Below are 13,479 nucleotides of genomic sequence, written 5' to 3'. Positions count from 1 at the left end.
TTCGTGTCCCCGCGTCTTCGGGAAGTCCGCGCCGCCCTCAGCGGCGTGCCGCGCGGACGCCGAGGGCGACGACGGCCGCTCCCAGGGCGGTGGCGACCGAGACGCGCAGGACGCGCTCGTGCCACGGCGGGGCGGGACGCGAGGGGCCGCCCTCCCCGGGCCGGCCGGACGCGACGCGCGCGCCCTGCTCCCGGGCTTCGCGGGTTTCCCGGGCCAGCTTCATCACCTCGGCGACGTGCAGTGACCGGCGTCCGGTGCCGGCGTCCTCGATCTGCGTCTTGCAGGAGAAGCCGTCGGCCACCACCAGGCAGTCCTCCCCGGCGTCCCGCACGGCGGGCAGGAGGGCCTGCTCGCCGCAGTCCAGGGAGATCTCGTACTTGCCGGACTCGAAGCCCCACGAACCGGCCAGGCCGCAGCAGCCGCCCCGGAGGTCGTCCACCTCCAGGCCCATCTCCTCCAGCAGCCGCCGGTCGGGATCCGTGCCGCCGGTGGCCCGCTGGTGGCAGTGCCCCCACAGGAGCGCCTTGCCGTCGAGGGCGGGCGGCCGGATGCCGAAGGTCTGGAAGAACTCCGCGAAGTGGTAGGCGTTGCGGGTCAGCCGCTCGGCGTCGTCGTCGTGCGGCAGCAGCTTGGGCAGCTCGTCCTTGAAGACGGCCAGGCAGCTGGGTTCCATGCCCACGACGGGCGTTCCGGCCCGCAGTTCGGGCCGCAGGACGTCCAGCACCCGGCGCAGGTAGCGTTCGGCGGCGTCCAGGAAGCCGTAGTCGTACAGCGGCCGGCCGCAGCAGAGGTGCTGCTCGGGCATGACGACCCGCCAGCCCGCCGCCTCGATCGCCTCCACGCACGCCACACCGACCTGGGTATGGAAGTGGTTGTTGAACGTGTCGGGGAAGAGGACGACGGGCCGTCCGGTCGGGTTGGCGGTGCCGCCGCGCCGGGCGAACCAGTCCTGGAGCGTCATCGGCGCGAACCGGGGCAGCGGTCGCCTGCGGTCGATGCCCGCGACCAGCTTGGTCAGCCGGGACAGCCCCGGAGTCCGGGTGGCGAGGTTGACCAGCTCGGGAACGCGTGAGGCGATCCGGGCGGTCCGGTCGATGAAGCCGAAGGCGTAGGCGTGCCGGGGGCGCCACCGCCGGGCCGACTTGTAGTGGTGGTGCAGGAACTCCGCCTTGTAGGTGGGCATGTCGACGTTGACGGGGCAGTCGTTGGTGCAGCCCTTGCAGGCCAGGCAGAGGTCGAGCGCGTCCTTGACCTCCTTCGACTGCCAGCCGTCGGTGATCACGTCGCCCTTGAGCATCTCGTACAGCAGCCGGGCCCGGCCGCGGGTGGTGTGCTTCTCCTCGCGGGTCACCTGGTAGCTGGGGCACATCGTCGTCTCGGCCCGCGGGACGCGGCACTTGCCGATGCCGACGCAGCGCAGGGTGGCGTGGGCGAAGTCGCCGCCGTCCTCCGGGTAGGCGAACTTCAGCGGGGTGCGCGGGGGGTTGTAGTCGGTGCCGAGCTTGAGGTTCTCGTCCATCCGGTAGGGGTCGATCACCTTGCCGGGGTTCATCTTGGCCTGCGGATCCCAGACGGCCTTGAACTCGCGCATGGCCCGGACCAGTTCGGGGCCGTACTGCTTCTCCAGCAGTTCACCGCGCTGCTGGCCGTCGCCGTGCTCGCCGGACACCGACCCGCCGAGGGCGACGACCAGGTCGGCGGCGTCCTCGATGAACGCCCGGTAGGTGGCCAGTCCGTCGGCGGTGCGGAGGTCGAAGCTGAGCCGGCAGTGGATGCAGCCCTGGCCGAAGTGCCCGTACATGGCGCCCTTGATGCCGTGCCGGTCCATGACCTCGCGCAGCTTGCGCACGTACTCGCCGAGCCGGTCGGGCGGGACGGCGGAGTCCTCCCAGCCGGGCCAGTGGTCCTTGCCGTCGGGCGGGAACGCGGTCGAGCCGAGGCCGCCCTCCCGGATCGCCCACAGGTGCTCGCTGGTGCCGCCCTCCTGTGTGCTCCTGGCGACGCGGATGCGGTCGCGGGCGTAGCCCTTGTCGTCCGTGAGCCATGCGATGAACCGGTGGGCCCGGTCGACGGACTCCTCGGTGGTGTCCGCGCCGAACTGGACGACGAGCCAGGCCCCGCCTCCCCGGCGCGGGAGCTCCTTGATGTCCTCCAGGTTCATGTTCTGTTCCTGCTGGTCCCGGATGAGCTCGTCGTCCAGGGCCTCCAGGCCGATCGGCCGCCACCGCTCGACGATCTCCTCGCAGTGCTCGGCCGCGTCGGCGAGGTCGTCGTACTCCACCACCACGGTGGTGCGCTGCAGCAGGGCGGGGGTGAGTTTGAGGACGGCCCGCAGCACCGTGGCGCAGGTGCTCTCGGTGCCGACCAGGGCGCGGGCGACGTTGAAGCCGCGTTCCGGCAGGAGCTCGTCGAGGTTGTAGCCGGAGACCCGGCGCGGCACCTGCTTCTCCGAGGGGAACCCGGCCCGGATCGCGTCGGCGTACTTGTCCCGCAGGTCGCGCAGCGCGGCGTAGATCTCGCCCTTGCGGCCGCCCGCGGCGATGATCTCGTCGAGCCGCTCCTCCTCGTCGACGCCGACCCAGAACCGTGCGCCGTCGTAGGTGACGATCTCCAGGGCCTCGACGTTGTCGCTGGTGCGCGGGCCGGGGCCGTACAGCTGCGACTGCACCGAGTGGATGCCGCAGGAGTTGTTGCCGATGTTGCCGCCGATGACGCACCGGGAGTGGGTGGAGGGGTCGGGTCCGAAGATCAGGCCGTGTGCGCCGGTGTGGCGGTTGAGTTCCTCGTTGATGACGCCCGGTTCGCAGGTGACGAGGCGGCGGTCGGGGTCGATCTCGCCGATGGCGGTGAGGTATTTCGAGTGGTCGATGACGACGGCCTCGTTGACCGTCTCGCCGGACAGGCTGGTGCCGCCGCCGCGGTTGAGGACGGGGGCGCCGAAGCGGTGGCAGATCCTGTGCACCGCCACGACGTCGTCCAGGGTGCGCGGTACGACGACCCCCACCGGCACCTGACGGAAGTTGGAGGCGTCCTGGGCGTACAGGCCGAGCGTGCCGGTGTCGAAGCGGACCTCGCCCTCGACCGCCTTGCGCAGCGCCCGCTCCAGCTTCCCGACGTCGATGGTCTGCCGGGCGCGGGGCGGTCCCGCGATCCCCGGGTCGGTCTTGGCGGGGACCTCCCGCTCCGTGCGGCGTGTCGCTTTGGCCATGGGTGTCCACTCTCCTCTGCCGTCCTGGTCAGGACGGTCGCGTCCCGTGGACGCGGTAGGGCTCCGCGTCGGCCCATTTGACGTCCAGGCCGAGTCCGGGCCGGTCGGTGTCGGGGCGCAGGGCGCCGCCGACGGGCGACAGGGTGCCGTCGAACAGCAGGTGCTCGACGCGCACGTGATCATGGAAGTACTCCAGGTGCCGCAGTCGGCGCACGGCGCAGAAGGCGTGCGCGGACAGCGCCGGGGCGCAGTGCGCGGACAGGTCGAGGTGCCGGGCGGCCGACAGACCGGCGACCTCCAGCACGCCGGTGACGCCCCCGCACCGGGTGATGTCCGCCTGCAGGCAGTCGACGGCGGGCCCGTCGACTAGGTTGACGAAGTCCTGGGCGGTGAAGGCGTATTCTCCCGCCGCGATCTCCAGCCGTTCCGGGCCTCGGTCGCGCAGCAGCCGCAGCCCTTCCAGGTCGGCGGAGGTGACGGGCTCCTCGAACCAGCGCACGTCCCACTCGTCGTGGAACCGCCGCGCCCAGTACAGGGCCTCCTTGCGTCCGAGCGCGCCGTTGGCGTCGGTGAACAGTTCCGGTCCGTCACCGACCGCCTCGCGTACGGCGGTCAGGCGGGCTGCGTCGCGTTCCGGTTGCCGTGAGGTCTTCAGCTTCACGCGCGGGATGCCCTGGTCCACCCAGCCGGTGAGCTGGTCGGTGAGGCGGCCTGGGGGGTAGTTGGTGAAGCCGCCGCTCCCGTAGACCGGCACCCGGTCGTGGCAGGCCGGGAGGAGGTGCACCAGCGGAAGGTCCAGCAGTCTGGCCTTGAGGTCCCACAGCGCCACGTCCACGGCGGAGAGCGCCATGCTCCCCACCCCGGGACGCCCGGCGTTGCGGATCCGCGCGCCCATCCGCTGCCACAGCGCCGCGGGCGAGGAGGCGGGCCCGCCCTCGATCACCGGGATCAGTTCCGAGTGCACGAACGGGGCGACCGAGGCGTCCCCGTAGGTGTAACCGAGTCCGGTCCTGCCGCCGGCGTGCACCCGGACCAGGACCAGGGTCGTGGAGTCCCACTCCAGGGTGCCGTCCTGCTCCCTGCCCCCGGGGCCGTCGGTGGGGACCTCGAAGGCGTGGACGTCGACCGCGTCGACCGTGCACCCCTCCAGCGGCGTCGTGTCGTCCCGCATCAGGGGCGCCCTGACGGGTGCTCGGCGCACTCGGTGAGCCTGCCGTGCACCCGCTCGACGTCCCGTTCCCGCGGGCGCCGCGGGACGAGGTCGGCCACCAGCGTCATCGCTTTCTCCTCCGGACGCACCTCTGCCGTCATCAGGGGGTGACCCGTGGGCGGGCCGGGTAAACGGTGCTTCCGGTTCTGCCACTCGTGCGGACCGCACGGTGAGCGGCCGGTCCGGGGCGGGGAGCCGCCGGTCGGCGGCGTCACGTTTCCGGCCGGTCCGGTCCGGTTAGGGCCAGTGTCATGAGCTTCCGAGTCCCGACGCCCACCCCTCCGGGGCGCCCCGCCGTCCCGCCCTGGGCCATCCGGGACTACGCCGTGCTGGCCGACGGCGAACGCGGGGCGCTGGTCGATCCCGAGGGCCGGGTGGTCTGGCTGTGCGCGCCGCGCTGGGACAGCGACGCGGTCTTCAGCGCGCTGATCGCGGGCGCCGGGCACTTCGCGGTGGAACCCGCCGACCGGTGGCACGTGTGGGGCGGTTCCTACGAAGAGGGGACCCTCATCCGGGTGAGCCGCTGGGTGACCGCGGACTCCGTGATCGAGTGCCGGGACGCGCTGGCCCTGCCCGCCGCGCCGGACCGGCTGGTGCTGCTGCGCCGGATGCGGGTGGAGCGGGGTGAGGCGCGACTGCGGCTGAGCCTCGACCCGCGCCCCGGTTTCGGCGCCCACCGCATGACGGACGCCCGACGGGAGGACGGCGTGTGGACGGCTCGGGGCGGCGGGCTGCGGCTGCGGCTGCTGGGGGCTCCCGAGGCGGCGTGGGACGGGGAGCGCGGGCTGCGCGGCGAGTTCCGGCTGCGGCGGGGCGAGGAGCACGACCTGGTGCTGGAGCTCGCCGCGGGCCCCGACGGGGGCCGCCTCGAGCCGGGGGAGCTGTGGCGGGCGACGGAGCGGGAGTGGCGTCGCGCCGTGCCGGACTGCTCGACGCTCGCCGCACCGCGCGACGCCCGGCACGCGTACGCGGTGCTGCGGGGCCTGACCAGCTCGGCGGGCGGCATGGTCGCCGCCGCCACCACCTCACTGCCGGAACGGGCCAACACCGGGCGCAGCTACGACTACCGCTTCGCCTGGCTGCGCGACCAGTGCTACGCGGGCGTCGCGGTCGCCGCGCACGGGCCGCACGAGCTGGTGGACGGCGCCGTGCGCTTCATCGCCGCACGCGTGCTCGAGGACGGCGAACGGGTCCGGCCCGCCTACACCGTCGACGGTGGGCCGGTTCCCGAGGAGCGCGCGCTGCGGCTGCCGGGCTATCCGGGCGGCGGCGACCGGGTCGGCAACCGGGCGGCCACCCAGTTCCAGCTCGACACGTTCGGGGAGGTGCTGCAGCTCTTCGCCGCGGCCGCCCGCCACGACCGGCTCACCGCGGAGGCCGAACGCGCGGTGCGGGTCACGGTGGACGCGGTGGAACGCAACTGGCGGCGGCCCGACGCAGGTCTGTGGGAGCTGGAGGACCGGTGGTGGACCCACTCCCGGCTGAGCGTCGTCTCCGGGCTGCGGCACATCGCGGACGTGCTGCCCGGCGCGACGGCGCGGCGGTGCACCGAGACCGCCGACGTGATCATGACCGAGACGCGCCGGCGCTGTCTGCGCGCCGACGGCCGCTGGCGCCGGGCCGCCGACGACGACGGGGCCGAGGCCGCCCTGCTGGTGCCGCTGGCCCGCGGCTGCCCCTCCGCCGACGACCCCAGCAGCGCCGTCACCCGCGCCCACATCGAGGACCGGCTGGCCGAGGACGGATACGTGTACCGCTTCGACCACCCCGGCGGCCCGCTGGGCCGGGAGGAGGGGGCCTTCCTGCTGTGCGGGTTCACCATGGCCCTGGCCACGCACCACCTGGGCGACCGCACGGGTGCGTTCCGCTGGTTCGAACGCACCCGGGCGGCCTGCGGTCCGTCCGGGCTGTTCGCGGAGGAGTACGACGTACGGCAGCGTCAGCTGCGCGGCAACCTGCCCCAGGCCTTCGTCCACGCGCTCCTGCTGGAGTGCGCGGTCCGCCTCAGCGACGCCTCGGCGCCGCCGCCCTGAGCGCACCCGGCCGAGCGCGCCCGCCCGTGCCGCCGGCCACCGCCGCGGCGGCGCCGGCCGCGGCGGCGGCCAGTGCGAGCGGCCGGCGGTGGCGGGAGAGCCAGAACTGGAGGCTGCGCGGGTGGGCCTCCTCGTCGAAGACGCCGTGCGCGCCGTAGTCCGCCGGAGCGGTGTCGTCCGGCGGCTTCCAGAGGTTGACCGGCCGCGACGGATCGATGGGCCGGTCCGTCTGCTGCGCGTCGTAACCGGTCCGGGCCAGGTAGCGGTCCAGCAGCCCGGGGGCGAATTTCTGCCCGAGCAGGGTGGCGACGGTGGACCCGCCGACCCAGTACTCGCGCCGCTCCGGATGGTCCGCGGCGTACAGGACCGCCTCGGCGGCGACCTCGGGCTGGTAGACGGGGGCCACGGGGCGCGGGTGCCGGGGCAGCCGGGTGAGGACCCAGCTGAACTGGGGCGTGTTGAGCCCGGGCATCTGGACCATGGTCACCCGCACCCCGCTGCGGTCGTGCAGCAGTTCGCAGCGCAGCGACTCGGTGAACCCCTGGATGGCGTGCTTGGCCCCGCAGTACACCGCCTGGAGCGGGACGCTGCGCCGGGCCAGGGCCGAACCGACCTGGACGACGGTGCCGCGATCGCGCGGTGTCATGCGCCGCAGGGCGGCCTGGGTGCCGTGCACGAAACCGAAGTAGGTCACCTCCGTGGCCCGCTTCAGCTCCTCCGGCCGGACCTCCTGGACGGGGGCGAAGACCGTGGTGAAGGCGGCGTTCACCCAGACGTCGATCGGCCCGAGTTCCTCCTCCACCCGGGCCGCGGCGGCGTCCACGGCCCGGGCGTCGGCGACGTCCACGACCAGGGGCAGCGCGCGTCCGCCCGCCTGCCGGACCTCGTCGGCCGCCCGCTGAAGGGCGTACTCGCCCCGCGCGAGCAGGGCCACGGAGCATCCGCGCGCGCCGAAGGCCCGGGCGGTGGCCCGGCCGACCCCACCGCTCGCCCCGGTGACGACCACGACCTGCCCGCCGCCCGTCCGGCGGTGGCGTCCACCGCGTGAGGACCGCCGCGCGGCGCTCACTTCTTCCCCCGGCCGGGGAGGTGCTCGGCGTAGTCGGTGAGCTTCTGGCGTACGCCCTTGGTGGCGATGCCGGCGAGCTCCGGGTCGTGCAGCGCCGCCTTGGCCGCCTTCTTGGCCTGGGACTTCATGATGTGCGGCGGGATCGGCGCGATCTCCGCGTCGACCTTGAACTCCAGGACCACGGGCCGGCCGGCGGCGAGCGCCTCGTCCCAGGCTGCGCCGACCTTCTTGGGGCGGGTGCAGACGATGCCCTTGAGGCCGAGGAGTTCGGCGTAGGCGGCGTAGGGGACGTCGGGGATGGTCTGGGAGCCCGGGTACTTCGGGTCGCCGGCCATGGCGCGCTGCTCCCAGGTGACCTGGTTGAGGTCCTGGTTGTTGAACACGCAGAAGATCAGCGGGGCCGGTCCGGACAGGCGGTCCAGGTACCGCTTGACGGTGATCATCTCGTTCATGCCGTTCATCTGGAACGCGCCGTCCCCGATGAAGGCGATCACCGGCCGGTCCGGGTACGCGAAGCGCGCCGCGATCGCGTACGGCGTCCCCGGGCCCATGGTCGCCAGCGTGCCGGACAGCGAGGCCCGCATGCCGTCGCGGAGCTTGAGGTGGCGGGCCCACCAGTTGGTGCCCGAGCCGGAGTCGGCGGTCAGGATGGCGCCGTCCGGCAGCCGGGGCGAGAGTTCGGCGGCGACGGACTGGGGGTTGATGGTGTCGCCGAAGTGCTGGGCGGCCCACCGCTCGCACAGGTCGTTCCACTCGACGACGTCCTTCTCGATCTTCTTTCGCCAGGAGCGGTCCTCCTTGCGCCGGAGCAGGGGGATCAGGGCGCGCAGGGTCTCCTTGGAGTCGCCCACGAGGTGGGCGTCCATGGGGTAGCGGATGCCGATCATGCGGCCGTCGATGTCGATCTCCACGCCCCGGGCCTGGCCCTCGTCCGGCAGCCACTCCGCGTACGGGAAGCTGCTGCCGATCATGAACAGGGTGTCGCAGCCCTGGATCATGCTGTCGCTGGCCTTGCTGCCCAGCAGCCCGATGGGGCCGGTCACGAACGGCAGGTCGTCCGGCAGCACCTCACGCCCCAGCAGGGCCTTGGCCACGCCGGCGCCCAGCAGCTCCGCGACCTCCACGACCTCGCTCTCGGCTTCCGCCGCGCCCTGGCCGACCAGCATGGCGACCTTCTTGCCGGAGTTGAGGACGTCGGCGGCCTTGCGCAGCTCCCCGGGGTCGGGGAGGACCCGGGGCCGGCTCCAGCCGACGCTGGAGAAGACCGAGCCGTGCGCCTTCGGCGGGGAGGGCACGGCCTCCTCCTCCTGCACGTCGTTCGGGATGATGATCGTGGCGACGCCCCGGGTGGTCAGCGCCGTCTTGAAGGCGCGGTCGATCACGTGCCGGGCCTGGCCCGGGTGCACGACCATCTGGCAGAACTCCGACACGTCCGCGAACAGTTGGTCGAGCGCGATCTCCTGCTGGTAGTGGGTGCCCAGCGACAGCCGCTTCTGCTGGCCGACCACCGCCACCACCGGCTGGTGGTCGAGCTTGGCGTCGTACAGACCGTTGAGCAGGTGCACCGCGCCCGGACCGGAGGTCGCCGTGCAGCAGCCGACCTCACCGGTGAACTTCGCGTGCGCGCAGGCCATGAACGCGGCCATCTCCTCGTGCCGCGCCTGGATGAACTCCGGGTCGCCGTCGGCCCGGTCGAACGCGCCGAGCAGACCGTTGATGCCGTCACCCGGATAGCCGTACACCCGCTTCACGCCCCACTCGGACAGGCGCTGCAGCACGTAGTCGGCGACTTGACTCATGGGGCTCTCCTGGGGGAGGGACGAAAGGCGCTTTCGGAGTGCCTTCCCTGAAAGTCGGTAAACCGGGCGGTACTCACTCGTTCGGCCCTCCACGGCGAACGGGTGCGCACGGCAGGGGGAAAGCCCGCGGCGAGCGAGAACGGCCGAAGTGCCGCCGGTCGGGGTCACGCCTATGTTGGGCCCCATGCCGCTCACTCACGGATCGCCACCGGCCGGACGCCGGGGGAGCCGCCGCCCGGGCATCGGTGGTGGACGATGACGACTGCGGTGCTGCGGTGGACCGGAGTGGGAAAGGCGGTGTCCTTCTACCGGTATCTCGCCTTCAACCTGCCGGCTCTCACCACACTGTCGGCGCTGGGGCTGCTGCTCGGCCTCGCCGCCGTCCAGTTGTGGACGGCGTTCACCCACCGTGGGGTGCCGGGCTACTTCACCGCGTGCCTGGCGCTGCTCGCCGCCGGTCCGGTACTCGCCGCGGCCGGTGTCGCGCGGGGCTGGGCCACTCGCGCGGGCAGGCCTCGCCGCCGCGGCCGCTCCGCCTGGACGCTGGGCAGCCTGGTGTCGTCGGCCTCCCTCGCGGTGTACCTCGTCAGCCGCACCGCGGGGCTTCCGGGCCTCGGGGAGCTGAGGGGACGGTGGGACTACGTCCCGGGCACCCTCTCGATGGCCCTGGCGGTTCTCTTCGCGGGTCTTCACCTCTCGGTCCGCACCGGACTGAACGTCGCCGCGCCCGACCGCCGCCACTGGCACGACTGAACACGGCTGAGTCAGAAACCGACAGCCCGGACGTGGGAGTTCACGTGCAGCATCTGGATTACCCCGTGTGGCTGAGGGTCGAGCACTGGCTGAACGTCCTGTTCCTCACGCTGCTCGTCCGCAGCGGCATCGAGATCATCGCCACCCACCCCAAGCTCTACTGGCGCGACGACAGCCGGCCGGGCACCGAGTGGGCGCGCTTCACCCGCAAGACCATGCCGAAGGACCGCCTGTACGACACCCTGGACGAGGAGGAGCACTACTCCTCCCTCGTGTCCCTGCCGGGCCGCCGGAATCTCGGGATGGGCAGGCACTGGCACTTCATCAGCGTGATCGGCTGGATCCTGACCGGTGCCGCCTACTACGTCCTGCTGTTCACGACCGGCCAGTGGCGCCGCTACCTCCCTCAGGACTGGTCGCTCTTCCCCACCGCCTGGGAGGACCTGCTGACCTACCTCAGCTTCGACCTGCCGCCGCTGCTGCCGGGCGAGCCCCTGGACGCCCTGCAGAAAATCGCATACGGGGCCGTGATCTTCCTGCTGGCCCCCTTCCAGATCCTCACCGGCGCCGCCCAGTCCCCGGCGATCGAGGCCCGGTTCCCCTGGTACGTACGGCTGTGGGGCGGGCGGCAGGCGGCCCGCAGCCTGCACTTCCTGGGGCTGGTGGCCTTCCTGGCGTTCATCGCCGCCCATCTGACGATGATCGTCCTGTGGGGCTGGCCGGAACTGCACGCACTGATGATCTTCGGTCATGTGCAGGACCTGGACGGGGCCGTCTGGGCGTCCATGGCCGTCCTGGCCGGCATCGTCGCCGTGCACGTCGCGGCCACGGTGGTCAGCCTGAGACGGCCGCGCACCGTGCAACGCGCTCTCGGCGCCGTGGTCACACCGGTCCGCCGGACCCTGCTGCGACCGCTGAGGTCGACCCAGGCCTACCCGCGCCGGGAGGTGTCCGTCGAGCACCGGGTCAACGGCAAACCGCCGTGCTCCCTCCGGTACAAGACGATGGCGGTGCACGGGTTCGTGGACTGGCGGCTCGAGGTCGGCGGGCTGGTGGAACGCCCCGTGGCCCTCTCCCTGGAGGACCTGCGCGCGCTGGGCCGGCCGCGGACCCAACAGGTCCTGCACAACTGCGTCCAGGGCTGGTCCAGCATCGCCCAGTGGGGCGGGGTGCCGCTGCAGACGGTGCTCGACCTGGTGCAACCCCTGCCCGAGGCGCGTTTCCTGTGCTTCCTGACGATGCAGGACGTCGGCCGCGACGAACCCGGAGCCGAGGGCGCGGGCCAGTTCTACGAGGTCATCGACCTCAGCCTGGCGAAACACCCGCAGTGCCTCCTCGCCTACGACATGAACGGCGGACCGCTTCCCATCAAGCACGGCGCGCCGCTGCGGCTGCGGTTGGAGACCCAGGTGGGATTCAAGATGGCCAAGTGGATCGACCGGATCGAAGTGGTCTCCGACTACGCGGCGATCGGCCACGGCATGGGCGGCTGGCGCGAGGACAACGTCTTCTACGACAAGGACGTGGAGATCTGATGCCCGGCCCGGCGCGCACGGCGGCCCGTCCGGAGATCACACCGCTCGACGAGGAACAGCGCGAGCGGGTCCGCCGCGTGCTGCGCCGCCGCCGCGTGGCCTGCCCGTCCTGCGGAAACCGCCGGCGGTGGACCGTCGGCGACGCGCTCCACCTGGGGTTCCTCTTCCTCGACGAGGACGAGGACGCCTACATGATCGCGGTGACCTGCCGCCGCCGCGGCTGCCCGCGGCCCCGCACCGGCGTCATCGTGCACCGGGCGGACGTCCTGGACCCCTGACCCCGCGCCCCGGTGCCGGCGCCGCTCGGCGTCGCGGCTCGCCGTCCAGGCGCGGCACCGCCAGGCCGAGCCGCGCGGCCAGCGGTGCCGCGGCCCGCAGTTCGGCGCACAGGTCCGCGAACCGGTCCCGCTCGGCCGGACCGAGCACGCCCTGACGGTCGTACCGCACCAGCCGCGGCAGCCGTCCGTGCAGAAACGCCCCCCACCGGATGCCGAAGTCGTACACGCGGTCGGCGTCCCCGGCCTGCTCGGGGTCACCGGCCAGTTCGCGCAGGCGCCGTACCTGGGTGAACAACAGGTCCATGTCCGCGGCCGCGCCGGGTACGGCCGCGGACTCCGGTCCGCCGCCGGCCGACCGCCTGCGGCGTGCGCTCCACGTACGGAATCCCATGGGTGGGGCACCTACAGACCCGGTTTGGCGACACTGAGGGCGTGAGGGACGCCCCGCAAGGTCAGATAGACCCGTTCCGGGCCCACCGTCATGCCCGACAACGGCGCCTTCCTCACCCCCGCGTCCCGCACCGGGGCCCGGAAGTCGACGCTCTCCACGACGGTGAACCTCCCTTCCGGGAAACCTTCGTAACTGTTCGTCTCCAGCACCACCAGCCGGTCCTCGGTGGCGGCGTAGAGCCGGTCCTCGTCGACCCCCAGGCGCAGCACCGGGGCCCCGAGCCGGGACCGGGCCACCGTCAGGAGCCGGTCCCCGCCGGGTGACGTGTCGATCGCGACCAGCAGGTCCGTCCCCTTCTCGGCGGCGTAGAGCCGACTGACCTTGATCAGGTCGCCGGTGGCCGTCTCGGCCCGGAAGGCGAGGTCGGCGGTCTTCTCCACCTCGCCCGCGGCCCCCTTGTAGTGGCTCACCCGGTCCGGTCCGACCGTGTGGAACTCGATGAGGCGCCCCCGCGCGGCGCCGTCGACCTCGCCCGCCGGACCGAGCCGGACATCGGTCCGCGTCACGACGGAGGGTTCCTCGCCGGGGGCAGGCCGGACGCCCACCCCGGTGACGGTGGAGCCGTCCGCGGACAGCGCCAGCAACACGTCCGCGCCGGAGTCCACGGCGACGAAGGACGGCGTCCTGCCCGCCGGCAGGGACGTCTTCGCCCGCAGCGTCCTGGCGTCGACGACGGCGACCCGACCGGCCTCGGGACGCGGCGCGTACACCACCTCCTCGCCCGTGGCGCTCGGCGCCAGATTCTCGCCCAGGCCGGGGAGGGGACCGGAGAGCGCGGTGCGCGCCGTCAGCCGGCCGGACCTCACCTCCGGGGTGATCCTGGCGATCCGGGACGCGTCCTCGGCCAGCGCGAGGACCGCGTGGGTCTCCTTCGACCAGATCGGCTCCCGCACCGGCGTCTCCAACCGCAGAACGGCCACCTGCGGCACCGAGTCCGGTACGGCGTCGGCCGCTGTGCAGCCCGTCGCCAGTGCGGCGACCGCCACGGCGAGGGCCACCGCCTGACGGAAGTCCAACGGCCTCTCCCCTCGCATCGTCCGAGCGGCCACCGGGCCCGCGCCGCCGTGCGCCTCACGCGCACGGCGTGCCGATTCATGCAACCGCGCCCCGGTGCTCCGCGCCAGCCGGCCGAGGCCGTAAGGG

10 protein-coding genes are annotated in these 13,479 nt (G+C 73.0%); 4 read left to right on the top strand and 6 right to left on the bottom strand.

The genetic code is table 11. The features are described 5' to 3' along the window. Positions 1-37: 37 nt before the first annotated feature. Both ACWEQO_RS14475 and ACWEQO_RS14470 read right to left on the bottom strand, forming a co-directional pair. Positions 38-3,208, bottom strand: a complete 3,171-nt coding sequence (locus ACWEQO_RS14475; RefSeq protein WP_452982769.1) for an FAD-binding and (Fe-S)-binding domain-containing protein — start codon at positions 3,206-3,208, stop codon at positions 38-40. A 28-nt stretch (positions 3,209-3,236) separates the two neighbouring features. Beyond that, on the bottom strand, positions 3,237-4,379 hold the full coding sequence (locus ACWEQO_RS14470; RefSeq protein WP_361447799.1) for an enolase C-terminal domain-like protein: 1,143 nt from the start codon (positions 4,377-4,379) through the stop codon (positions 3,237-3,239). Positions 4,380-4,669: 290 nt separating this feature from the next. On the opposite strand from ACWEQO_RS14470, the gene ACWEQO_RS14465 reads away from it, so the two are divergent. After that, positions 4,670-6,451: a glycoside hydrolase family 15 protein gene (locus tag ACWEQO_RS14465; protein ID WP_452982765.1), complete on the top strand. Its 1,782-nt coding sequence runs from the start codon at positions 4,670-4,672 to the stop codon at positions 6,449-6,451. Here ACWEQO_RS14465 and ACWEQO_RS14460 read toward each other — a convergent pair. Next, entirely contained in the window at positions 6,423-7,520 is a 1,098-nt protein-coding gene (locus tag ACWEQO_RS14460; RefSeq protein WP_361447805.1) for an SDR family oxidoreductase, read from the bottom strand. The two genes, ACWEQO_RS14465 and ACWEQO_RS14460, sit on opposite strands and share 29 nt — an antisense overlap. Beyond that, positions 7,517-9,319 (bottom strand): thiamine pyrophosphate-requiring protein, encoded by a 1,803-nt coding sequence (locus tag ACWEQO_RS14455; protein WP_452982762.1) that lies wholly within the window; start codon positions 9,317-9,319, stop codon positions 7,517-7,519. Before ACWEQO_RS14455 ends, ACWEQO_RS14460 begins: the two co-directional genes overlap by 4 nt. Before the next feature lie 255 nt (positions 9,320-9,574). Here ACWEQO_RS14455 and ACWEQO_RS14450 point away from each other — a divergent pair, with 255 nt between their 5' ends. The 3 genes from ACWEQO_RS14450 to ACWEQO_RS14440 are packed head-to-tail and all read left to right on the top strand — an operon-like array spanning position 9,575 to position 11,885. After that, positions 9,575-10,072 (top strand): hypothetical protein, encoded by a 498-nt coding sequence (locus tag ACWEQO_RS14450; protein ID WP_452982759.1) that lies wholly within the window; start codon positions 9,575-9,577, stop codon positions 10,070-10,072. Positions 10,073-10,116: 44 nt separating this feature from the next. Beyond that, entirely contained in the window at positions 10,117-11,607 is a 1,491-nt protein-coding gene (locus ACWEQO_RS14445) for a molybdopterin-dependent oxidoreductase (protein WP_452982756.1), read from the top strand. Beyond that, positions 11,607-11,885: a hypothetical protein gene (locus tag ACWEQO_RS14440; RefSeq protein ID WP_361447817.1), complete on the top strand. Its 279-nt coding sequence runs from the start codon at positions 11,607-11,609 to the stop codon at positions 11,883-11,885. Before ACWEQO_RS14445 ends, ACWEQO_RS14440 begins: the two co-directional genes overlap by 1 nt. Here ACWEQO_RS14440 and ACWEQO_RS14435 read toward each other — a convergent pair. Continuing rightward, the gene (locus tag ACWEQO_RS14435; RefSeq protein WP_452982753.1) at positions 11,851-12,276 is read right to left on the bottom strand and encodes a hypothetical protein; all 426 of its coding nucleotides are present in this window, start codon (positions 12,274-12,276) and stop codon (positions 11,851-11,853) included. The genes ACWEQO_RS14440 and ACWEQO_RS14435 overlap by 35 nt on opposite strands. 11 nt (positions 12,277-12,287) lie before the next feature. Then, positions 12,288-13,352 carry a hypothetical protein gene (locus ACWEQO_RS14430; protein ID WP_452982750.1) on the bottom strand — a complete coding sequence of 355 codons (1,065 nt, stop codon included), beginning with the start codon at positions 13,350-13,352 and terminating at the stop codon, positions 12,288-12,290. Between the last annotated feature and the right edge of the window lie 127 nt (positions 13,353-13,479).

The sequence above is a fragment of the Streptomyces sp. NPDC004051 genome, from assembly GCF_053604275.1.
The sequence above is the reverse complement of the archived record's forward strand: the minus strand, read 5'-3'. Positions and strand labels throughout refer to the sequence as shown.

What these genes read in the sequence shown, in the direction of transcription:
- ACWEQO_RS14475 (WP_452982769.1), bottom strand. Translation starts at nt 3,208, where the DNA reads ATGGCCAAAGCGACACGCCGCACGGAGCGGGAGGTCCCCGCCAAGACC.
- ACWEQO_RS14470 (WP_361447799.1), bottom strand. Translation starts at nt 4,379, where the DNA reads ATGCGGGACGACACGACGCCGCTGGAGGGGTGCACGGTCGACGCGGTC.
- ACWEQO_RS14465 (WP_452982765.1), top strand. Translation starts at nt 4,670, where the DNA reads ATGAGCTTCCGAGTCCCGACGCCCACCCCTCCGGGGCGCCCCGCCGTC.
- ACWEQO_RS14455 (WP_452982762.1), bottom strand. Translation starts at nt 9,319, where the DNA reads ATGAGTCAAGTCGCCGACTACGTGCTGCAGCGCCTGTCCGAGTGGGGC.
- ACWEQO_RS14450 (WP_452982759.1), top strand. Translation starts at nt 9,575, where the DNA reads ATGACGACTGCGGTGCTGCGGTGGACCGGAGTGGGAAAGGCGGTGTCC.
- ACWEQO_RS14440 (WP_361447817.1), top strand. Translation starts at nt 11,607, where the DNA reads ATGCCCGGCCCGGCGCGCACGGCGGCCCGTCCGGAGATCACACCGCTC.
- ACWEQO_RS14435 (WP_452982753.1), bottom strand. Translation starts at nt 12,276, where the DNA reads ATGGGATTCCGTACGTGGAGCGCACGCCGCAGGCGGTCGGCCGGCGGC.